This window comes from Polaribacter pacificus (genome assembly GCF_038024035.1).
In the GTDB taxonomy this organism is placed as follows: domain Bacteria; phylum Bacteroidota; class Bacteroidia; order Flavobacteriales; family Flavobacteriaceae; genus Polaribacter; species Polaribacter pacificus.
On the sequence record NZ_CP150664.1, the window covers coordinates 2,498,575 to 2,522,731 of the forward strand.

General features: G+C 30.4%; 20 protein-coding genes. 19 read left to right on the forward strand and 1 reads right to left on the reverse strand.

All coding sequences use genetic code 11. The features are described from left to right. Position 1 precedes the first annotated feature (1 nt). The 18 genes from WHC90_RS11365 (at position 2) to WHC90_RS11450 (ending at position 19,323) form a co-directional block, all read left to right on the forward strand. Positions 2–580, forward strand: coding sequence for an acyltransferase (locus tag WHC90_RS11365; protein ID WP_188599246.1), 579 nt, complete (start codon positions 2–4; stop codon positions 578–580). A gap of 4 nt (positions 581–584) precedes the next feature. Beyond that, positions 585–1,679: a DegT/DnrJ/EryC1/StrS family aminotransferase gene (locus WHC90_RS11370; protein WP_188599245.1), complete on the forward strand. Its 1,095-nt coding sequence runs from the start codon at positions 585–587 to the stop codon at positions 1,677–1,679. 4 nt (positions 1,680–1,683) lie between these two features. Further along, positions 1,684–2,649 carry a Gfo/Idh/MocA family protein gene (locus tag WHC90_RS11375; RefSeq protein ID WP_188599244.1) on the forward strand — a complete coding sequence of 322 codons (966 nt, stop codon included), beginning with the start codon at positions 1,684–1,686 and terminating at the stop codon, positions 2,647–2,649. Positions 2,650–2,660: 11 nt separating this feature from the next. Then, entirely contained in the window at positions 2,661–3,944 is a 1,284-nt protein-coding gene (locus tag WHC90_RS11380) for an oligosaccharide flippase family protein (protein ID WP_188599243.1), read from the forward strand. 2 nt (positions 3,945–3,946) lie between these two features. Then, entirely contained in the window at positions 3,947–4,849 is a 903-nt protein-coding gene (locus WHC90_RS11385) for an AAC(3) family N-acetyltransferase (protein ID WP_188599242.1), read from the forward strand. Continuing rightward, complete coding sequence (locus WHC90_RS11390) at positions 4,824–5,831, forward strand: 3-oxoacyl-ACP synthase III family protein (RefSeq protein WP_188599241.1); 1,008 nt, start codon at positions 4,824–4,826, stop codon at positions 5,829–5,831. The genes WHC90_RS11385 and WHC90_RS11390 overlap by 26 nt, the downstream gene beginning before the upstream one ends. Before the next feature lie 11 nt (positions 5,832–5,842). After that, a complete protein-coding gene (locus WHC90_RS11395) occupies positions 5,843–6,073 on the forward strand; it encodes an acyl carrier protein (protein WP_188599240.1) in 231 nt (76 codons plus the stop codon). A 10-nt stretch (positions 6,074–6,083) separates the two neighbouring features. Then, positions 6,084–7,136, forward strand: a complete 1,053-nt coding sequence (locus WHC90_RS11400; protein ID WP_188599239.1) for a 3-oxoacyl-ACP synthase III family protein — start codon at positions 6,084–6,086, stop codon at positions 7,134–7,136. 13 nt (positions 7,137–7,149) lie between these two features. Continuing rightward, entirely contained in the window at positions 7,150–8,229 is a 1,080-nt protein-coding gene (locus WHC90_RS11405; protein ID WP_188599238.1) for an aromatic ring-hydroxylating oxygenase subunit alpha, read from the forward strand. A 15-nt stretch (positions 8,230–8,244) separates the two neighbouring features. Then, positions 8,245–9,003 (forward strand): SDR family NAD(P)-dependent oxidoreductase, encoded by a 759-nt coding sequence (locus WHC90_RS11410; protein ID WP_188599237.1) that lies wholly within the window; start codon positions 8,245–8,247, stop codon positions 9,001–9,003. 56 nt (positions 9,004–9,059) lie between these two features. Next, on the forward strand, positions 9,060–10,349 hold the full coding sequence (locus WHC90_RS11415) for an O-antigen polymerase (protein WP_188599236.1): 1,290 nt from the start codon (positions 9,060–9,062) through the stop codon (positions 10,347–10,349). A gap of 21 nt (positions 10,350–10,370) precedes the next feature. Then, entirely contained in the window at positions 10,371–11,708 is a 1,338-nt protein-coding gene (locus WHC90_RS11420) for a polysaccharide deacetylase family protein (protein WP_188599235.1), read from the forward strand. 123 nt (positions 11,709–11,831) lie between these two features. Further along, positions 11,832–12,947 (forward strand): glycosyltransferase family 4 protein, encoded by a 1,116-nt coding sequence (locus WHC90_RS11425; RefSeq protein ID WP_229664939.1) that lies wholly within the window; start codon positions 11,832–11,834, stop codon positions 12,945–12,947. 634 nt (positions 12,948–13,581) lie between these two features. Further along, the gene (locus WHC90_RS11430) at positions 13,582–14,568 is read left to right on the forward strand and encodes a glycosyltransferase family 2 protein (RefSeq protein ID WP_188599234.1); all 987 of its coding nucleotides are present in this window, start codon (positions 13,582–13,584) and stop codon (positions 14,566–14,568) included. A 5-nt stretch (positions 14,569–14,573) separates the two neighbouring features. Further along, complete coding sequence (locus WHC90_RS11435) at positions 14,574–15,158, forward strand: sugar transferase (RefSeq protein ID WP_188599233.1); 585 nt, start codon at positions 14,574–14,576, stop codon at positions 15,156–15,158. Positions 15,159–15,160: 2 nt separating this feature from the next. Further along, positions 15,161–16,291: an aminotransferase class I/II-fold pyridoxal phosphate-dependent enzyme gene (locus WHC90_RS11440; protein ID WP_188599232.1), complete on the forward strand. Its 1,131-nt coding sequence runs from the start codon at positions 15,161–15,163 to the stop codon at positions 16,289–16,291. An 83-nt stretch (positions 16,292–16,374) separates the two neighbouring features. Then, positions 16,375–18,279: a polysaccharide biosynthesis protein gene (locus WHC90_RS11445; RefSeq protein WP_188599231.1), complete on the forward strand. Its 1,905-nt coding sequence runs from the start codon at positions 16,375–16,377 to the stop codon at positions 18,277–18,279. 189 nt (positions 18,280–18,468) lie between these two features. Continuing rightward, positions 18,469–19,323, forward strand: coding sequence for an N-acetylglucosamine kinase (locus WHC90_RS11450; protein WP_188599230.1), 855 nt, complete (start codon positions 18,469–18,471; stop codon positions 19,321–19,323). On the opposite strand, the gene WHC90_RS11455 is transcribed toward WHC90_RS11450, so the two are convergent. Further along, positions 19,313–20,572 (reverse strand): UDP-N-acetylmuramoyl-tripeptide--D-alanyl-D-alanine ligase, encoded by a 1,260-nt coding sequence (locus tag WHC90_RS11455; protein ID WP_188599229.1) that lies wholly within the window; start codon positions 20,570–20,572, stop codon positions 19,313–19,315. The genes WHC90_RS11450 and WHC90_RS11455 overlap by 11 nt on opposite strands. 183 nt (positions 20,573–20,755) lie before the next feature. On the opposite strand from WHC90_RS11455, the gene porU reads away from it, so the two are divergent. After that, the gene (porU, locus tag WHC90_RS11460; protein WP_188599228.1) at positions 20,756–24,145 is read left to right on the forward strand and encodes a type IX secretion system sortase PorU; all 3,390 of its coding nucleotides are present in this window, start codon (positions 20,756–20,758) and stop codon (positions 24,143–24,145) included. The last annotated feature ends 12 nt before the right edge of the window (positions 24,146–24,157 follow it).

Consider the following 24,157-nt stretch of genomic DNA (forward strand, 5'->3'; position numbering starts at 1 on the left):
TATGGAAAAAGCTTTTTTTGCACATCAAACAGCCGAGATAGATGAGGGGGCAATTATACAAAAAGGAACTAAAATTTGGTATTTTAGTCATATAATGTCTAACTGTAGCATTGGTGAGAATTGTAATATTGGACAGAATGTGGTTGTTTCTCCAGGTGTAACTTTAGGAAACAATGTAAAAGTACAAAATAACGTTTCAATTTATTCTGGTGTTAATTGTGAAGATGATGTTTTCTTAGGACCTTCTATGGTTTTTACGAATGTGATTAATCCTAGAAGTGCCGTAAATCGGAAAAATGAATACTTAAGTACATTAGTTAAAAAGGGTGCAAGTATAGGTGCTAATGCTACCATTGTTTGTGGAAATGATATTGGAGAATATGCATTTATTGGTGCTGGAGCTGTAGTAACTAAAGAAATACCCAATTATGGTCTTGTGGTAGGAAATCCTTCCAAACAAATAGGTTGGGTTAGTGAATATGGACATCGATTGCATTTTGACATGAACAACAAGGCTAGCTGCAAAGAGAGTGGACAGGAATATATAATAGAAAACAATCAAGTTAAAAGAATAAATTAAATATATGAAAATCGATTTTGCTAATTTAAAACTAGCCTATCAAGAGCAAAAAGAGGAGATTGATATTGCTATAAAAAATGTTATTGATAATTCTTCATTTATTATGGGAGAAGCAGTTTTTAATTTGGAAGAAAAGCTAGCTAATTTTACTGAAGCCGAACATGCCATTACTTGTTCTAATGGTACTGATGCATTGCTTTTAGCAATGATGGCTCTGGAAATACAACCTGGAGATGAAATTATTACGACACCTTTTACATTTATTGCCACAGCAGAAACCATAGCGTTTTTAAAGGCAATTCCAGTTTTTGTTGATATAGATGAACAAACTTACAATATTGATGCTTCTAAAATTGAAGCAAAAATAACAAATAAAACCAAGGCTATTATACCTGTATCTTTGTATGGACAAATGCCTGATATGGATCCTATTAATGCTATTGCTCAGAAATATAATTTAGCAGTTATTGAAGATGGAGCACAAAGTTTTGGTGCTACTTATAAAGGGAAGAAAAGTTGTAATGTGTCTACTATTGGTACTACAAGTTTTTTTCCTGCAAAACCGTTGGGATGCTTTGGAGATGGAGGAGCTGTCTTTACGAATGATGCTGCTTTAGCAAATAAAATGATTAGTATGCGTATTCACGGACAATCACAAAGATATTATCATCAATATATCGGAATGGGAGGTCGTTTAGATACTTTACAAGCAGCAATTTTAAACGTAAAAATGGAGCATTATAAAAATAATATTAAAAGAAGACAACAAGCTGCAGACAGGTATTCTACTCTATTGGAAGGTAAAGTATCTACACCATTTGTTGCAGAAAATTGTACTTCGGTTTGGGCACAATATTCCATAAGAGTTTTAGATAGAGACCTTGTACAGTCTAAATTAAAAGAAAAAGGAATTCCTACAGCAGTACATTATCCAAAACCCTTACATTTGCAACAATGTTTTTTATATCTTGGGTATAAAATTGGAGATTTTCCAATTTCGGAACAGGTGTCTGCAGAAATCATAAGTTTACCTATGAATCCATATTTACTTGATGTGGAACAAAAATATATAGTCGAAGAATTAATTAAATTATTATAAAAAGATGAAGAACTTCGCATTGATTGGTGCAGCAGGTTATATTGCCCCAAGACATTTAAAAGCAATTAAAGATACAAATAACGAATTAATTGCAGCCCTAGATCGTTTTGATAGTGTGGGTATTATGGATAGTTATTTTCCAGATGCTGATTTTTTTGTAGAACCTGAAAGGTTTGATAGACATTTAGAAAAATTAAAATATGATAAAGGTATAGAATTAGATTATGTAAGTATCTGTACACCTAATTATTTACACGATTCCCATATCCGTATGGCTTTGCGAAGAGGTGCTGATGCTATTTGTGAAAAACCATTGGTGTTAAATCCTTGGAATTTAGATGCTCTTCAAAAGATGGAGCAAGAATCGGGAAAGCGGGTATGGAATATTTTACAATTGCGTTTACACCAAAGTATTATTGATTTAAAAAAGAAGGTAGAGGCAGCTCCGAAAGACAAAGTTTTTGATGTTGATTTAACGTATTTGACATCTAGGGGAAATTGGTACTACACTTCTTGGAAAGGTGATTTTAGTAAGTCTGGAGGTATAGCAACAAACATTGGCGTGCATTTTTATGATATGTTATCATGGATTTTTGGAGATGTAAAACAAAATGTTGTACATGTGCAAACACATGATAGATCTGCTGGTTATTTAGAATTTGAACGTGCACGCGTACGTTGGTTTTTATCAATCAACTATGATGTTATCCCAGAAGAAATTAAAGCAATTGGTCAACGAACCTATCGTTCTATTACCATAGAAGGTGAAGAACTAGAATTTAGTGGGGGGTTCACTGATTTGCATACCCGAGTGTATGAAGGTGTGTTAGATGGAAATGGTTTTAGTTTGGAAGATGCAAGACAAGCCATAGAGATTGTACATGATATCCGTAATGCAACACCAATAGGGTTAAAAGGTGAATTTCACCCTTTTGCAAAAATAGAAACCGTAAATCATCCGTTTCAATAGTTTAATAAAAAATGAATTTAAAGGTAAGGATTATTAAATCAGAATTTGTAAAGAATATACTGACTTTAATTTCAGGTGTTGCTGTAGCGCAAATAATTCCAATCTTATTAAGCCCGATTTTAACTCGTATTTATTCTCCTGAAGATTTTGGCCTTTTAGGACTTTATACTGCTGTAACAATGGCAGTTTCTGTATTTGCTACCGGGAGATTTGATTTAGCAATTTTGCAGCCTAAGCATGATTATGAAGCTAAATTTTTGGTTTATATTTCTTTATTTCTTGCTTTAATATTTTCAACTTTTCTTTTTATTATAATTGTTTTTTTTAATGCACAAATTACAAGTGTCTTAGGGAACTCTAGAATTGGGAATTGGCTTTATTTGGTCCCAATTTCTGTACTTTTAATATCAACTGTTTCAGTGCTTTATTATTGGCTTAATCGAAAAAAATTATTTAAAGAAAGGGGAGTTTCAAGAGTGGTTTCAAGTTCGACAATTACTATAACTTCATTATTTGTTGGATTTGTAAACTTTCTTAAGTTTAATGGATTAATAGCAGGTACTTTATTAGGGCAATTTTTGAACATAATATATCTAAAAAGATATATTTCGTTTAAGAATTTTAATTTTACAAAAAAAAAGGCTAAAGTAATAATACTGAAGTATAAAGAATACCCTCAGTTTTTAATGCTTTCAACCTTTTTGGAAAAAATTGCGGTAAATTTACCAACAATTTTATTTACATCTTATTTTGGATTAGTAGTTACTGGCTTTTATGCTCTTTCAGAGAGAATTATAGGTAGTACTATTGCTTTATTGGGACAAGTTATTGGTGAAGTTTATCGCCAAAAGGCTTCAGAAGATTTTCAAAAGTTTGGCAATTGTAAACATACATTTGTGGCTACCTTTAAGCGTTTAGTTGTTATTGGTTTTGTTTTTTTCGGAGGATTATTCTTGTTAAGTGAGTGGTTTTTTAGTTTTGTTTTTGGTAAGGAATGGTTAATTGCAGGAACGATAACAAAATACTTGTCTTTTTCAATTTTTTTTCAATTTTTATCAACACCTTTAGCTTATACTATAGTTTTTAATAAGAGTCAGCAAATTGATACTATTTTACAATTCTTTAGAACGAGTTTTTCTTTCTTAGCTATCTATATTGGTTATAAGTATGATGATTTTATTATTTCAATAAAGTTATACTCCTTAGTTTATTCAATTTATTATATTTGTCATTCAATTGTACAATATAGATCGGCAGCAGGCTACTCGAGAATAACGATATTTAAGAAGAATTAAAAATGTCTATAATAATTAAAGAATCAATTAAGAATGATTTAATCAATTTAGGTATAAAAGAAGGTGATGTTTTATATCTGACTATTGACACATTGAATGTTGGTTTTTTTAATAAAAATAGATCTACAACTCTTAATACTTGGCTTGAAATATTTTTTGAAATACTAGGAGAAAAGGGAAGTATTATTTTATCAGCATACACAGAAACTTTTTGGTCATTTAATAAAAAAAAAGATTTAATTTTCACTAGATGTTCCAAAACAAGTAACGGGGCTTTTTCCAATTTTTTAATAAAAAATAAAAAGGCTGTCAGAAGCAGGCATCCCACAAATTCTGTTATAGGTATTGGTGGAGATATCGAAAATATTTTAATAAATCATCATGAACATTCAAAAGCTTATAGTGTTTTTAAAGAACTAATAAGCAGAAAGGCTAAGTTTTTGATGATAGGTACTTTAGATAATAAAAATACTCCACAGGCGATGCATTATTGTCAAGAATTATTGGGGCATAATGATCATTTTTTTGGTAAAGGTTTTATTCAAACTTATTATTATGATATAAATAACGTATTGAAATTATTTACCTTAAAAGATTCTGGTGGTTGCTCCAGAGGAGGATATAAGTTATATGGCCCACTTATTCTAAATAAAGCTATCGAATTTGGTTATGTTGGAAACGCTTTTAGTGCCATTATGGATGGTGAGTATTCAAAAAATGTTATTCTAAAAGAATTAAAGAATAATAAAAATTTGATTCAATGTGACAATAAATATTGTATTAGTTGCTATGGAAGTTTTTATAAAAATGGATTCAAAGTAATTCCTTTTTATATTAGAAAAATTATTGAGCAAATAAAAAAAATATTAAATAAGAAATATGGGATGTCGAATAGAAGCTATTGAATATGTGTTTCCAAAAAAGAAACTAACAAACAATGAGTTGCAAAATATTTTTTTAGACTATGATTTTTCTAAATTTGAAAAGAAAGTCGGTATTCAATCAAGATATGTTGTTGCTGAAAATGAAACAGGTTTAGATATTGCTATTCAGGCAGTTGAGAAACTTTTTGCATCGGGAGTAGATAGAAATGAAATTGATTATTTACTCTATTGCACTCAAAGTCCTGAATATATCTTGCCGACTACCGCTTGTATTTTACAAGATAAACTAGGGTTGAGAAAAAACATTGGAGCTTTTGATTTTAATTTAGGGTGTTCTGGTTTTTCTTATGGGGTTAGTTTTGCGAAAGCATTGATTAATTCTAATCAAGCCAAAAAAATTGTCTTAGTTACGGCTGAAACTTACTCGAAATTTATACACCCAGAGGATAGAACCAATAGATCTATTTTTGGAGATGCTGCAACAGCAACCCTTATTGTTGAATCGGATGAAAATAGAATTGGAGAGTTTTTATTTGGTACTGATGGTCAAGGATATGATAAGTTAATTATCAAAAATGGAGGGAGTAAGTTTAAATTTGATAGTACTTGTGGAATTAAGGAATATGGTACAGGAAATAAATATTCTGATAACCATTTATATATGGATGGTCCAGAGATATTTAATTTTACCTCAAATATTATCCCTAAATTTGCAGAAGAATTATTAAAACAAAATAATTTAGAAAGAGAGAGTATTCAACAATTTATTTTTCATCAAGCGAATGCATTTATGCTTAATTTTATGAGAAAGCGATTGAAAATTCCTCAAGAAAATTTTTATATAGATTTAATGGAATCGGGTAATACAGTATCAAATACAATTCCGATAGCATTAAAAAATTATTCTCAATCGATAACAAAAAAAGAAAAAATAATATTGGTTGGTTTTGGAGTAGGCTTATCTTGGTCGGGAGGGATGATAGAAATTAGTAAACCATTATAATAATTAAATAAATGAAAAAACAAGAGTTTATAAATGAGTTAGCGGAAGAGTTAGAGTTGGAAATTGCAGTAACGTTAGAAACTGAATTTTCTGAATTGGATGAATGGGACTCAATGGGTGCAATGATACTTATTGGTTTTGTTTCTGATACTTTTGATGTAACTCTTAATGCAGAAGATATTGATAAATTAACTACGTTTCAGTCGTTAATAGAGAGAATTGGAGAAGAAAAATTTAGTTAAATAAAAGTCTATGAATCAAAAATTTCAAGGAATTTTTATAGAATCAATAGCTGCATGTGTTCCTAAAAAGAAGATTACTGGAGCAGATTTTGATTACTTATTAGATTCAAAAGAGCTGCGCAAGTTTGAAAAAACAACAGGTATTCTAGAAAGGAGATATGTTGATGAAAATACAACAGCATCTGATTTGGGTTTCATGGCCGCAAAAAAAATTTTGGAATCAGAAAAAGATTTGAATGAAATTAAAGTTTTAATTTTTTTAAGCCAGACATCTGATTATAAAATACCTTTTACCTCAAATATTTTACAGGATAGACTTGGACTCTCTAAAGAAACACTTTGTTTAGATATTAATGCAGGTTGTGCTGGATTTGTTCAAGGACTTAGTTTAGCCTATGCCCAAGCATCTTCTATTGAAAACGGTAAAGTGTTGTTGATTGTTTCAGAAACATTGTCTAAAATTTTATCTCCAAACGATCGAAGCACAACCATGTTATTTGGAGATGCAGGTTCAGCTGCACTTATAAGTAGAGATTCTGAATCCAACGAAAAGTCTTATTTTAACTTTTTCTCTGATGGTAAAAATTACGATGCAATTATAATACCTGAAGGAGGATATCGAAATCCATTTAATTCAGAAACACTCAATTGGAAAGAAGAAAATACAGGGAATAAAAGCCAAAAAATTCATCTAACAATGGATGGACCTAGAGTGTTTGATTTTACATTGAGAGAAATTCCAAAAAGTATAGAAGATTTATTTAAAACCAATCATTTAGATAAGGAAGATATAGATGCTTTTTTATTCCATCAATCAAATCGGTTTATAATTAAACAGATTGCATCGAGACTTGGTGTTTCAAATGACAAGCTTTTACTTAATATTGATAAATTTGGCAATACAAGTGGTGTAACAATTCCTCTATTAATGGTGACAGATATAAAAAAAGATAAAATCTACCATAAATTGCTTTTAAGTGGTTATGGTTCAGGTTTAAACTGGGGTAATTGTATAATTCCCATAGGTTCAAACTTTAAGAATTATGACCTAATAGAAATATAAATAAACTCCCGTTATGAAAGCATTAATAAAACCAAAAGAGTATTTTGATGAAAAAACACTGAATCGTGAACAAATTGAGCTTTTTGGGAGTACTTGGAACTTTGTTTGTTTTAAACAGGATCTTTTAAAAGAAAATGATTTTATCACGGCCCAAATTGGTGGCGTTCCAGTTGTAGTCCAAAATCTTAGAGGTGTTATTAAGGCTTTTAAGAATGTTTGTTCTCACAGGCATTCTATAATTCAAACTGTTGAAAAAGGAAATAGGTCATTAATGTGTCCTTATCATGGGTGGGCTTATGATAAAAAAGGTATTCCTAAAGGAATTCCTAAAAAGCCATTATTTAATTTCACCAAAGAAGAGTTAGTGTGTTTAAAACTCAAAGAGTATCAATTAGAAACTTGTGGGGCGCTTGTTTTTGTAAAAGTTTCAGATGATTTACTGAGTCTAAAAGAGTATTTAGGAGAATTATACACTGAAGTAGAAGAAATTACTGGTGCTTTTGGAGAGTTAATTGATGTAAATAAAATAACCATTAAAGCGAATTGGAAAATATTAGTTGAGAATACTTTAGAAAGTTATCATGTAAATTTAATTCATGAAGAGACCTTAAAAAGGTTAGAACCTTCAGGAATGGAATTTAATTTTATTAATAATCATTCAACTTGGAGAGCTCCTTTAAAGTTAAGAGAAGATGATAAAAAGTTGCTTAGAGTTCATAAACCATTTCAAGAAAGACCGTACAAAATTGAAGGATATGAACATTTAATGTTATTTCCTAATACTTTAATTTCATCTACGTATGGTATTTCATTTAATTTATCTACTATAACACCTATAGATTCCGAGTCTTCTATTTTTACGAGCTATGTTTTTATGACAAAAATATTAAATCCTATTGAAGATAAAAAACCAATTCAAAAAGTATATGAGCAGTCATTAATTGATTTTAATCGAAAAGTTTTTGATGAAGATAAAGAGATATGTCAAAAGGTTCAGATAGGGGTTCGATATTCTAATTATGATGGGGAGTTGAGTGATGAAGAAGAACGAGTATGTGAGTTTCAAAAAGCGTATAAAAATTATTTAAAATAGTAATATTTTTAGCAGATGGAAAAGAAGTATTTAAACTTAAAAAATAAAAAATTTATAATTACTGGAGCCACTTCCGGTATTGGTCAAGCTGTAGCATTGAGTCTTTTAAATCAAGGAGCTGAAGTCATTGGTGTTGGAAGAGATGAATCAAAGATAAAGGATAGTGAATTAATTAAATCTAATTTTTTTATTTTTCGTTCATTTAATTTAGCAAATACAGTAGGCCTAGAAGAATTAATAACCCAATTTGTATCTGAAAAAGGAAAGCTTGATGGGTTTGTCCATTGTGCAGGAAAAGAAGAAACAATCCCTTTAAGCGTTTATAAAGCTGATAAAATAAGATCAATTTTCGAAATTAATGTATTCTCAGGTATTGAGTTATTGCGGATTTTTTCCAAAAAAAAATATAGTAACGAAGATGCGAGTGTCATTTTATTCTCGTCTGTTATGGGAGAACTGGGTCAGCCAGGGAAGGTCGGTTACTGCGCAACAAAAGCAGCTGTATTAGGAGTTGTGAAGGCTGCGGCTTTAGAGTTAGCTAAAAGAAAAATAAGGGTTAATGCCATATCACCTGGAGTTGTAAAAACGCCAATGACACAGCAGTTATTTGATCAATTATCAGAAACTAATATTATGGAAATAGAAAATATGCACCCTTTAGGTGTCGGAAGTGTTAAAGATATAGTTCCTGCGGTATTATTTCTATTGTCTATTGATTCTAAATGGATAACCGGACAAAACTTGAAAATTGATGGTGGTTATTCTATTCAGTAAATAAAAACCATTAATTCTGTTATTTAAGGTACTAACTTTTTTATAATATTTTTATTTTGATAATTTTAAAAAATAATTTTTTTGAATTTAGTTTGTTAGTTTTAATAAAATTAATTCTAGAATACGCATATGTTAATGTTGTATCATTAAACTATGGTTATTCAGGTTTTCTATTTGACTTTTCTTTTACAAATTATATAATTGGCTGGTTAGTATACATATTTGGTTATGTTTTTTTATTAACTAAAAAGGATATATATATCTATGAGATTTTTTACTTATTATTTTTTATTTATATACTACCAACAATTGTATTTTATGAATTGGCGGGTAAAAGCACGTTAGATTTTTTTACTTTAGTTTTACCCTATTTTTTAATATTATTATTTGTTTTTGAAGGAACTCTAAAACAAATAAAACCTTATCCGAAAGGAAAAGTAATTGTAATTGCAATTTCACTCCTGGCAATTCTAGTTGTAATATTTAACTATTATATTTCTACAGGTGGGAAAGTGGTTCTAAGCTTAACTGAGGTCTATGACTTTAGAGAAGAATTTGAAGGAGCAAGTGGTTCAGGGCTTTTCGGCTATTTAAATAGCTGGGTAATGAAAATATTTTTAGTAATTATATATGCTTGGGCATTTGCAAAAAAAAATATAATAGGATTAGTTGTATCTATCTTTTTTATTCTAGTTGTTTTCGCTTTATCTGGGCATAAGGAAGTTTTGTCTGGTATTTTTTTAATTTTCTTTTTTAATTTTCTTTTTAAACTTTCAGAAAGAAATAGGAAGTTGTTTTTACTTGGTAGTTTATTTTTATTGTTTCTTGTTGTAACAGTGTTTTCTATGCTTGAAGGTGTTAATCTTTTGGGTTCTATTGTTATTCGAAGGCTTTTTTTTGTGCCAATACATCTAAACTTTACTTATCTCGAATTCTTTTCAAATCATGAACATGTATATTGGTCAAATAGTATTTTAAAACAATTTTTCATCTATCCTTATAGTTTAGATCCTGCATTTGTAATAGGTAATTACCTTGGGGTTATAGGAATGTCTGCGAATACTGGTTTTATTGCAACAGGTTTTATGCATGCAAGTTATTTTGGGATTTTTTTTTATGTATTCTTAGCAATAGTTTTCTTAAATATTATTAATATTGTAGGTAAGAAAAGTAAAAAATATATGGTGTTGTCAATTGTTTTTTTACCTATAAATGCATTGTTTATGGCTTCTGACTTGTTCTCTACTTTGTTAACACATGGATTGTTAATTGCTATTGTTTTACTGTGGTTGTATGAGGATGAAATTTATACAATTCGTATTTTGGGTAAAGACTTTAAAATTTAGTCATCTTTAAGATTTAATATAATGCTTAAAATTTCAGTAAATAAAAATTTTTTTTTAGAAAAGAAATATATCCTAGAAGTTTTACTAGAAGAGTTTTTATGTTTCTATGATTATGAAATTGAAGTATCAAAAGATAATGATTATGTTTTTTTAAATACTCAAAATAATAAGAAAATTACTTTTATAGATTCTTTTTTTACAAACATAAAGGACGATTATTTAAAGCTAAAGTACCTCCCCAAGGAACCAATGTTTTTTACTTATTTATCAAAAGAATATACTTTTCCTTACGGGGAGCCAAAGATTACACTTGAGACGAATAATCTTAAATGCTATTTCGATATATTTGCATCTAGTTATTTTTTTTTATCAAGATGGGAAGAGTATGTTATTAAGGAAAAAGATCACCACCAAAGATTTATAGATGACAACTCTTGGATTGTGCAAAATAACTTACATTATAGACCTTTGGTTAATGAATATGCATCATTACTTTGCGTTCTTTTAAATAAAATAGGCATTTCTCCTAAACAAATTGGTGAATTTACGCCAATTATAACACATGATGTAGATTTAATTGCTAGATATGATAGTCTAAAAAAAGTAATAAAGGCAATTGTTGGAGACTTAATTTTAAGAAAAAGTATAAAGTCATTTTTTAAAACAGTTAAAGATGTTATTTACATTTTAGCTAATAAAATGAATGACAATTATGATACTTTTGATTATTTGATGGATTTATCAGAATCTATTGATGTAAAATCACATTTTTATTTTATCCCGGGTAAAAAAAATGAGTACGATGTTCGATACAGTTATAATGAAAAAAAAGCAATAGAGATATATGAGAAAATAAGAAAACGAGGTCATATAATTGGTTTACATCCAAGCTACAATTCTTTTTTAGACAGGGAACAAGTATTAAAAGAAAAAAAGAGATTAGAATCAAAAGTAGCTACAAAAATTGTTGAGGGAAGGCAACACTATTTAAGAATAAACCTACCCAATTCTTGGCAAATTTGGGATGATGTTGGGTTAAAAGAAGATAGTTCTATTGGATTTAATAAATGTTTTGGTTTTAGAACAGGAAGTTGCTATAAATACAGTGTGTTTGATTTTATAAACAGAGAAAAATTAGAATTAAAAGAAAATCCTTTATTGGCTATGGAGGTAGCTTCAGAGCACTTTAACAAAAGACCTATAAAAATGCTTGAAGATTTAAAAATAATACTTAATGAAGTGAAAAAATATAATGGAAACTTCACTTTGCTCTGGCACAATAGTTCATTTATGAAAAGGGAACACAATGAAACTTATGAAAAAATTATTGAATTATTAAAATATCAGTATACGAAATAAAAACACAGTCTAAATGTATTTATTTTTTATAAAACAAATTGAATAAAATATTTTTATAGAAAGTAAAAATAGTAGACTTGTTTTAAAACAATTATTATTGTATAATTAAATATATTACAAATTTTGAAGAAAAAAATAAAAATTGCTCATTTAACTTCTGTGCATCCAAGATACGATACTAGAATTTTTGTGAAGGAATGTTCTGCATTAGCAGAAATAGAAAATTATAGTGTTTATCTAATTGTTGCAGATGAAAAAGAAGATGAAATAGTAAATCGAGTTAAAATTTTAAGTGTAGGAAAAAAAAAGGGTAGACTTAAAAGACTAGTGTTTTCTCCCAGAGTGGTTTACAAAAAAGCATTAGAAATTGATGCTAATATATATCACATACACGATCCTGAATTGATACCTGCTGGACTCAAGCTAAAGAAAAAAGGTAAATTTGTTGTGTTTGATGCGCATGAAGATTTTCCAAAACAATTATTGGGGAAACCTTATCTAAATAAATATATAGCAAAAATCTTAGCTCTACTTATTAGATTGTATGAAAAAAGGGTATTTAAAAAGTTTGATTTTATAATCGCAGCAACTCCTTATATTAGAAACAAGGTTTTAAAAATTAATAAAAATTGTGTCGATGTCAATAATTACCCAATTGTAGAAGAGTTTTCTGGAACATCAGTTTGGGAAGATAAGAAAGACCAAGTTTGCTACACAGGAGGATTAACAGAGGCTAGAGGAATCTGGGAAATGGTTGAAAGTTTATCCTATTTAAATACCACTAAACTTGCTTTAGCAGGAAGGTTTTTTGAATTGGAGTTTGAAAAAAAAGTAAAAACCAATAAATCTTGGGATAAGGTTAACGAATTGGGATATTTGAATAGAAAAGAAGTAGCATTAGTATATAAAAATTCAAAAGCAGGGTTGGTTACTCTTCATCCATTAATAAATTATTTAGATTCTTTACCGGTAAAGATGTTTGAATATATGGCAGCAGGAATTCCAGTGATAGCCTCTGATATTAAGCTGTGGAAATCTATTATTGAGGAGAATGAGTGTGGTGTATGTGTCAATCCGATTGACACTAAAAGTATAGCTGATGCAATTGACTACGTTATCAAAAACCCAAATGAGTCTGAAAGAATGGGTAAAAATGGTAGGCAAGCAGTTTTAGAAAAATTTAACTGGAACATAGAAAAGAAAAAGCTTATTAATTTGTACAATAATATTTTGAGGTAATTGTATTTAGATAAATTGGAGAAATTTTTAGTTTTAATAAAACCACAGATGATGAAAAATGTGGTTATTTAAGGATGTTACAAAATTTGCATTTTCAGATTTAAGTGTAAATATGATTTTAGATCCAGTTATTAGGAGTTCATTGGTACTATAAGTGCTGTTGACAGGTAATTACTATCTCATCTTAGATGCTTTGTATCTTGTTTATGAACGAATCACATATGTTTTAACTATTCGACATAGTGGTCATCACTATCGTTAAAATAAATAGGGCTGCCAAATCTTATAAATCAAGCTTTTAGATCACTCGCCTTAACTATTTGAGAACTTGGGTTTAGGTCTATTAAGTGAGTGAATAGGAGAGAAAGGTATTATCCTATTTTATTTAGTTTTATTATATTTTTTATATTTATCTACTGAACACAATGTACTGTTAAATTATCAAGATATACCTAATGATAAGATTAAGATTATTTAATATAGTAGAGCAAAATTAAAAAGAAATAAAACTTTTATAAAACCAAGTAATAAGTTAGTACCTTTGTGAAGATATAAATTTCACGATTCTTTATAAGAAAAAAATAATGTAATTAGTAGTAAATTAAAAAGTTTATAACTTTAATAAATTAAGGAGATGGTAAGCGTAATTTGCCCAGTTTTTAACGAAGAAAAATATATAAAGAATTGTATTAAATCTATTTTAAAACAAGATTATAATAAAAATAATTTAGAAGTATTATTTGTTGATGGAGGGAGTATAGATAAAACAAAAGAAATTATAACTAGTTATCAAAAAAAACACAATCATATCAGGTTATTACATAACCAAGATAAAATTGTTCCGTATGCAATGAATTTGGGGATAGAAAAAGCAATAGGAGATATAATTATAAGAATAGATGCACATTCGTATTTCCCAACTGATTACGTATCAACCTTAGTTTATAATCTTGATAAATTAGGAGCTGATAATGTAGGAGTTGCGTGTATCACAGATGTTTTTAATAAAAACAATAAAACATTAGCAATAAAAGAAGTTTTATCAAATAAATATGGAGTAGGTAACTCTTTATTTAGAATAGGAGTTAAAGATGTTCAAGAAGTAGATACTGTGCCTTTTGGATGTTATAAAAAAGAAGTCTTTGAGAAGTTTGGAAACTATAACGTAAAACTTAAGAGAAACCAAGACATTGAATTTAATAAGCGTTTGAAGCGTAATGGAGGTAAAATATACTTATTACCATATACTAACTGTATATATTATGCTAGAGAGACATTTAATGGAGTAGCTAAAAACAACTATGAAAACGGTAAATGGAATATTTTTACTGTATTTTACACTAAAATGGTTGACTCATTATCAATACGTCACTTTATACCTTTAATTTTTATTCTTTCGTTAATATTACCTGTTATAGGTGGATTTTTATGGAAGCCTATTTTTTATATAGCAGTTATATCACTAATTACTTATCTTGGATTAATAATTTCTGTGTGTGTAAATATAAATTATAATAAGAAGATTAAATTTTTATATCTATTTGTTTCTTTTATAATTTTACATATTTCATATGGTTTTGGGTCTCTAGCAGGTATTATAAGATTTCCTTTTTTAAAATAAAATAAATGAAACAGTTATTTGATACACTTATGTCTCTATTAGGACTGATTGTTTTATTACCTTTATTAATAATGATATTTTTTTTGGTTTACATTAAAATGCCAGGTGGTTCCCCATTATTTATACAGGAAAGAATAGGGAAGAAAGGTAAACTTTTTAAAATGATCAAGTTTAGAACAATGATTGTAGATCAATCTGGATCGTCAGTTTCGATAGCAGGCGAAAGTAGAATAACTCCTTTAGGAGTAAAACTAAGAAAGTATAAGATAGATGAATTACCTGCACTTTGGAATGTATTAAAAGGAGATATGAGTATAGTGGGACCAAGACCTGACGTTCCCGGTTATGCTGATAAACTCGATGGTGAAGATCGTTTGATTTTAAAATTAAAACCAGGGATTACTGGGCCTGCAAGTTTAAAATATTCAAATGAAGAAGAAATATTAGCGACTGTTGATAACCCTATAGAATATAATAACAAAATAATATATCCTGATAAAGTGAAAATAAATTTAGATTATTATTACAATCGTACATTTATAGGTGATATTAAAATTATTATAAATACAGTCTTTAGAACCAATTATTAATTATGCAAGATAAAATATGGCTTTCCTCTCCACACATGGGTGGGACAGAACAAAAATATGTTCAAGAAGCATTTGAAACAAATTGGATCGCACCTTTGGGGCCTCATGTTAATGGATTTGAATTAGATTTAAAAGAATATTTAAAAGAAGATACTGAAGTTGCTTGTTTGTCTTCTGGGACTGCAGCCCTGCACTTAGCCTTAATTTTAGCCGGTGTTAAATCAAAAGATGAAGTTTTATGTCAATCTTTTACTTTTTCTGCTTCAGCTAACCCAATTACCTACCAAGGAGCAAAACCTATTTTTATTGATAGTGAAAAGGATACCTGGAATATGTGTCCTGTGGCCTTAGAAGAAGCTATTTTAGCTAGAATAGCTGCAGGTAAAAAACCAAAAGCTATTATTGTGGTGCATTTGTACGGAATGCCTGCAAAAATTGATGAAATTTTAAAAATTGCTAAAAAGTATTCGATTGTTCTTATAGAAGATTCCGCAGAAGCTTTAGGTTCAACATATAAAGGGCAGAAATGTGGTACATTTGGAGATTTTGGAATTTTATCATTTAATGGCAATAAAATTATTACTACTTCTGGAGGAGGAGCTTTAGTTACTAAGAATTTAGAAATAAAGGCAAAAGCTGTTTTCTTAGCGACTCAAGCAAGAGATAATGCACCTCATTACCAGCATTCACAAATAGGCTACAATTACAGAATGAGTAATGTGCTTGCAGGGATTGGTATAGGTCAAATGGAAGTGCTAGACAAGCATGTAGAATTAAGAAGAAAGAATCATCAATTTTATGAGTCTTTTTTTAATGATGTAGCCGGTGTTACTGTTTTTAAAGAACCTACAAGAGATTTTTTCTCAAATCACTGGTTAAGTTGTATAATTATAGATTCCAAAATTACAGGGTTTACTAGTGAAGAGTTGAGGTTGAAATTAGAAAAAGACAATATAGAATCCCGTCCATTGTGGAAACCTATGCATTTACAACCTGTCTTTAAAGATTGTCAATATTTTGGAGGAAATGTTGCAGAAACTCTTTTTGAAACGGGGCTTTGTTTGCCATCAGGATCAAATTTGACTGATATTGATAGAGAACGAATTTCTAAATCAATTAGAGAAATATTGTAATTTTTTTTAAGTAATACTTTTTTTAGTTAATGTAAATTGATACATTATTAATTATTGTAAATTAGCCTCTGAAAAGAAATACTATGTTTAAAAGATTTATCCTTAAAAATTTAAGTAAATATGCATCAAGGTGGTTGGTTTTAGGAATTGATGTATTCTTGGTTTGCCTATCATTTATTTTTGCTTATTTCATTCGCTTTAACGCAAGTTTTGATTTTGAAGTAAGCAATTTGCTTTTTCAGTTACCTTTTATAATCTTATTATCACTGATTAGTTTTTTGGTTGTGGGATCTTATAAAGGAATTGTAAGACATACAGGTACACGAGATGTGTTTAATGTGTTTTTAGCGGCAACTTTTTTAGTGACTTTAACTTCTTTTTCTGTATTTATAAATAGGGCGTTTAACTTCTTTCCTACATTTACGATTCCAGTTTCAGTTATTATTATTCATTACTTAGTCACTATTTTTATCTTAATTTTAAGTCGTTTTGTATTTAAATCCTTTTACGAAATTATAAATACGGAGTTGGGTGTTGTTTCAAATGTTTTGATATACGGTGCAGGAGATTCAGGAATCATTACTTATGGAGCTTTAAATAGAGATACAAAAAATAATTTTGATGTTCTCGGGTTTATTGATGATGATGAACGTAAGATTAATAAAAAAATAGATCGGATCAAGATTTACGGTTTAGAAAAGGTAACCGATGAGTTTATTGAAAAGAACCATATTGATGAAATCATTATTTCTATTCAGAATATTAAGCCCTCAAGACTCCTAGAAATCACAGATTATTTTACTCCTTATGATGTAGAAGTAAAAATAGTGCCTCCATTATCAACATGGATTGGTGGAGATTTACAGGTAAACCAAATTAGAGATGTTAAAATTGAAGATTTATTAGATAGAGCGCCTATTTTAATTGATAACCCAATTTTAAAACGGGATGTTAACGACAAAATAATTCTAGTTACAGGAGCTGCTGGATCTATCGGGAGTGAAATTTCTAGGCAGTTAAGTCGATATAAATATAAGAAATTGATATTAGTAGATCAAGCTGAATCACCATTGTATGAGTTACAGCAAGAGCTGTTGCAAAAGAATATTCAAAATTTCACTTCAATTGTAGCAGATGTTCGTGATATAAAAAGAATGGAGGGCATTTTTAAAGAGTTTAGCCCAGAAAAGGTATATCATGCTGCAGCATACAAGCACGTTCCTTTGATGGAGGAGAGCCCTTATGAGGCGGTCAAAATAAATATTGGAGGCACAAAAACCATTGTTGATTTGTCTATAAAATATAATGTAGAGCGCTTTGTGATGGTCTCAACAGATAAGGCTGTAAACCCTACAAATGTAATGGGAGCTACTAAGCGTGTAGCAGAAATGTATATAAGCTCTGTAAGTGAAGAAAACACTAAAACTAAGTTTACCATTACCCGTTTTGGTAATGTTCTTGGTTCAAATGGCTCTGTGATTCCTTTGTTTAAAAAGCAAATAGAAAAAGGGGGGCCATTAACAGTTACACATAAAGATATTACCCGCTATTTTATGACCATTCCAGAGGCTTGCTGCCTTGTATTAGAAGCAGGGACCATGGGAGAAGGTGGTGAGATATACATTTTTGACATGGGACAATCTGTTAAGATTTATGAAATTGCCAAAAAAATGATCAATCTCTCAGGTTTTAAATACCCAGATGAGATTGATATAGAAATTACAGGCTTACGACCTGGTGAAAAACTGTATGAAGAGCTATTAGCTACCGGTGAAAATACTATCCCAACCTATCATGATAAAATTATGATTGCTAAAACAGTTTGCATTGATACTGCATTAACAAAGCAACTGATTTGTGATATTTGTAAAACCAATGAGAATCAAGATAGTCAGCAAGTTATTACTCTCATAAAACAACTTGTTCCTGAGTATATCTCTAATAATTCTATATATGAAAAGTTAGATAAACCTGTTAGTGTCAATTAATTTATTGCTTTAATAAAGCTTTTAAGCGTAAGTTTATAGTAATATTTCTATTAAAGCTTGTATTTAAATTTTAGTAGAATTTTTTTATTTTTTCTGTTTCCATTCAACTAAGAAATTTTTAGTTTCTTTTTCAGAGAACGTTGTGTATTAGACATGCTTGTGATATATTTGATTGTTAAACACACTTAGATGATATTAATAGCAGATGGTGGATCAACCAAAGCAGATTGGATTGCAATAGACTCCAATAAAAATGAAGTATTTAGGGTCACAACCCTAGGGTTGAATCCAGCTGTTATAGCTCCAAAAGAACTTACAAATAGAATCGTAAATATGTTTCAGCTCATGGAGGTGAAAGAGACTGTTTCTGCTATTTATTTTTATGGAGCAGGTTGTGGTACACCAAAACCTGTAGCAATTTTGTCAACGATCTTAGAAGATATATTTCCAAAAGCAAAAGTAGTAGTAGCAGAAGATATGTTGGCTGCTGTTTATGCTTCTACAGGTCTTAATCCTGCATTAGTATGCATCTTAGGGACGGGCTCTAATAGTTGTTATTTTAATGGAGAAGAACTAGAAATGAAAACAGCTTCTTTAGGATATACCTTAATGGATGAAGCTAGCGGTAATTTTTTCGGGAAACAGTTGCTACGAGATTATTATTATGAGAAAATGCCGAAGAATATTGCTGTAAAGTTTAACAAACAGTTTGATTTGGATGTAGATACGGTTAAGTTTAACTTATACAGGCAGCCTAATCCAAATATGTATTTGGCCAGTTTTGCTAAATTTATGTTTGAGTTTAAAGATGAGAAGTACATTAAAAAAATGATCAAAAAAGGCTTTGTGCACTTTTTTAAATATAGAATCTTACCTTATAATAAAACAGCAGAAACTCCTATTTATTTTATTGGTTCTATCGCTTATTATTTTAAAGATATTTTAGAGCAAGTAGCCAGCAAGTATCAATTGGTTATTACAGATGTTATACAAAGACCTATTGATAATTTGGTTGCTTTTCACAGCAAAAACATTATGGAATAAGGGCTACAATTTGTTCAAGAGCCATACCTCTTGATCCCTTGATTAAAATTGAATAGTTTTTAGGTGGGTGTACAGTAAACAATTCTTTTAACTCTTTGGTGCTGTTTAATTTTGTAAACCTTGATTTAGTCTTCATAAAAAGTTTACCAACCAAGAAGCAATTTGTAAAATTTAATTGCTCTAGTTTCTCGACGATCTTTTGATGTTCAATTTCACTATCTAACCCCAACTCAAACATATCGCCTAGAATAATCAATTTATTTACAGCTTGTAAATTGCTAAAACTTTCTAAGGCGGCAGACATGCTTGTTGGATTGGCATTGTACGCGTCTAAAATAATGGTGTTTTCATTGCTTTTAATTACTTGTGACCTATTGTTCTCGGGGATATATTTTTCGAGCGCATCTTTGCAGTTAGCATTAGACACTTTAAAATAATGCCCAATAGTAATCGCAGCTGCAATATTTGTAAAATTATAGGTCCCAATCAAATGACTTTGTATCTGTAACTTGTTTAATCCTACTTTAACATAAGGATTTACCTCAAGCAATTTAATTTGATTGAAATTTATTTCTTGAGTTTGTAATTCTATTGTTTTTTCTACCTGTTTCGCATCTTTTGGGTTTACAAAAGCAATTCCATTGTTTTCTTTAAGATAGTTATACAATTCTGATTTTGCTTCAATCACTCCTTCAAGACTTCCAAATCCTTCTAAGTGAGCCTTCCCGAAATTAGTGATGTAACCAAAATTTGGTTGGGCTATTTGGCATAAAAAAGCAATCTCTTTTGGATGATTAGCACCCATTTCTACAATCCCGATTTCTGTTTTGGGAGTCATGGATAACAAGGTAAGTGGAACTCCAATATGATTGTTTAAGTTCCCTTTGGTTGCTGTTGTTGTGAATTTCTTTTTAAGAACACTATGAATCAGTTCTTTTGTAGTTGTTTTACCATTGCTCCCTGTTAAGGCAATTATTGGCAACCCAAGTTGATTTCTATGGTAGCTAGCTAGTTGCTGCAAGGTTTCTAATACATTGTCAACTAAAATTATTTGATCAGAAGTTGCATAGTCCTTTTCATCAACAATACTATACAATGCACCTTTACTAAGGGCTTCTTGGGCAAATGTATTGCCATTAAAATTAGCTCCTTTTAATGCAAAATAAAGTGTATTTTCACGTATTGAACGCGTATCTGTATCTACTAAGTAATGTTGGGCGTAAAGTTTGTAAAGATTTGCTATGGTCATTGTAAAAAGAAAAGTGTCTAAAGTTCTTTAAATTGCATTTTGATTGTTCTTGTAAATGTAGTACAATTTGCACAAAATTTTAAAAGAAGAAGATAATAAACATTGCTTTTTTAGGTTATTATAAGTAATCTTGCGTTCATCTTTAAAGAGCTAAATAAACAGATCAAAACTGGAGACTATTTTATGAAGAGATACCTGTTATTACTTTTAATTTTTGTTTTTTCTATCGTTTCTGCAAATGCTCAAACCACGAGTGTTTTGTCAAATGGAGATTGGTATCAGTTTTCAATAGATACAACAGGAGTCTTTAAACTAGATAAAGAGTTTTTAACAAAATTAGGGATTAATACCAGCACACTCGATCCAAAAAACATTAGAGTATTTGGGAATGGAGGTGCTATGTTGCCAGAAAAAATCAGTGATTTTAGATACGATGATTTGCAAGAAACTGCCATCTATGTAGAAGGAGAGACAGACGGAGTTTTTCATGAGACAGATTATGTGCTTTTTTATGGGGTTGGTGCTCATAGTTGGTCAGTAAACCCGAGTCTACAAAAAGCAACTCATAAACAAAATCTTTATGAGGATAAAGCATATTATTACATCACAGTAACAGAAGGAGTAGGTAAGCGAATTAATGAAGCAACTGAAATCACTGATCCTGCAATTAAAAACATTTCAATCTTTGATGATTTTGTTTTTCATGAAAAAGAAACAAGAAACTTATTTGCCATAGGTACTCAATGGTTTGGGGAGGATTTTAGTGTTCAAAATACCCAAAGTTTTTCTATCCCTTTTGATAAAGCTGTTGCCAATTCTCCTATTTCAATTAGTGTTCGTGGTGCCGCTATTTCTTCTTTGGCATCTTCTATGAATATTACTGTGAATGCAACCAATCAATTTATAATTCCTTTTCAAACTGTAAATGCAGGTTCATTAACCTTGGGTTATACAACTCAACGCAATACCACAATAAACAATTCTAATAATGTGATTGATGTGATTATTGACTACAATAACGGCGGAAATCCAGCGGCTAAAGCCTATTTAGATTTTATAGAGATTGTCGGAAAAAAGCGCTTGATTGCTGGATCAAAACAATTTTCTTTTAGAAGTTTTGATGCATTTAATACCAATGGGGTTGTTCAGTATGTGATTGCTGATGCAGAGAAAGTGCGTCAAATATGGGATGTAAGCAATCCATTACAGCCTTTTGCAATAACAGACAATACCACAGATGTTAACTATGGTTTTAAGGCATTAGGAGGTAGCTTAAAAGAGTATGTAGCACTTGTAGATACTGATTATTATTCTCCCTCGGCCTTAGACAATCCAAAGGTTTCGAATCAAAATCTTCATGCCCTTAAAGACATCAATTACCTCTTGATAACTAATAATGAGTTAGAAAGTCAAGCGCAGAGACTTGCTGATTTTCACAGCACAAATTCTGGGTTAAAAACCAAAGTAGTTTTACTGGATGAAATCTATCATGAATTTAGTTCAGGTTCAAAAGATTTAACAGCTATTCGCGATTTTATAAAAAATATCTATGATAGTAATTCGTCTTCTGCAACCAAACTTCAATATGTTTGTTTTTTTGGTGATGGTTCTTATGATTATAAAGATCGAATAGGAAACAACACCAATATTGTGCCTGTTTATCAGTCTTTTGAAAGTTTTAACTTGGCAACTTCTTACGTAACTGATGATTATTTTGGGATGCTAGATGCAGATGAGGGAGGCATGCAGACCTCTCATACGCTAGATGTAGCTACAGGTAGAATACCAGTGTCTACAGTTCAACAAGCAGCTGAAGTTGTTACCAAGATTCTAAGTTATTACAACACATCCTCATTTGGAGATTGGAGAAATACCATCACTTTATTAGCTGATGATACTGATGAAGCTGGAGAGGATTATATTCAATCTGGAGTTGAACGTATTGCAGATTCTATCAAAAAAAATAGAGGGATCTTTAATGTCAATAAAATTTATGCGGATGCATACAAACAAGAAAATTCATCAGGAGGTGAACGCTATCCACAAGTAAACACAGCCATTACCAATGCCATAGAAAAAGGAACCTTAGTGTTTGATTATTTTGGGCACGGGGGAGAAGATGGTTTTGCCAGTGAGCGAATTTTAGATGTACCTCAGATTCAAAATCTAAACAATCCAAAAACACTGCCTTTGTTTATTACGGTAACCTGTGAGTTTTCTAGATTTGACAATCCTTTAAGGACCACCGCTGGAGAATTGATTTTCTGGAACAGCAATGGTGGTGCTGCAAGCCTAATAACCACTACCAGAGAAGTGTTTATCTCGGTGGGTCAAAATTTTAATGAGCGATTACTCAATATACTTTTGCAATACGATAACCAACAAGTGAGCATTGCTGAATCATTAAGACTCGCTAAAAATGGTTTTACAAATTTTCAAAAATATTTTATCTATTACCTCGGAGATCCGGCGATGCATTTGGCGATTCCAAAACCTAATGTGGTATTAACTAAAATGAATGGGGTCGCTATTTCACAATCCATTGATACCTTAAAAGCTTTGTCAAAAGTGCGTTTTGAGGGGATCGTAACAGATCAAACGAATCAACCACTTACAAGTTTTAATGGAACTTTGTCTACCACAGTCTATGATAAATCGATTGATAAAACAACCCTAGATAACAATGGTTTTGGGGTGAAAATGACCTTTGACTCTCAAAGTAGTAAGCTTTTTAAAGGCAAGGCGACCGTTCAAAACGGAGCATTTAGTTTTGATTTTATTGTGCCTAAAGATATTAAAGTTGCTTATGGAAAAGGAAAGTTAAGTTTTTATGCAGAAAACGGTGTTGAAGACAAAGCTGGAGCAAATTTTGAAGTGGTTGTTGGGGGAGTTAATCCAAATGCAATTGATGACGAAGATGGACCACAGCTCAAAGTTTTTATGAATGATGAATCTTTTGTGGATGGCGGAACCACTACCACCTCGCCAAGTTTGATTATTCATCTCTCTGATCCAAGCGGGATCAATACTTCAATCACAGCTATAGATCATGATATTATTGCCATTGTAGACGGTGATCAAGCCAATCCCATAGTGTTGAATGATTTTTATGAAACGGAGTTGAATGATTTTACCCAAGGAAAAGTAGTCTATCAATTAAGAGATTTATCTGCAGGAGCACATTCCATTAAAATTAAAGCATGGGATACATATAATAATTCATCTGAAACCTCGTTAAACTTTGTGTCGGTTAGTCAAAGTGGATTGACCCTAGAGAAAGTATTGAATTATCCCAATCCTTTTGTGAGTTTTACAGAATTTTGGTTCGAGCACAACATGCCAAATGAACCCTTAGAGGTTCAGGTACAAATAATGACAATTTCTGGGAAGCTCATAAAAACGATTAATCAAACAGTGCAAACTTCTAGTAATTTATCTAGAAGTATTACTTGGAATGGTTTGGATGATTTTGGAAATAAAATTGGAAAAGGAGTATATATTTATAAACTTAAAGTTAGATCAACTAGGAGCAATCAATCTGCAGAAAAGTATGAAAAATTAGTAATACTTTGATAAAAGTAGGAT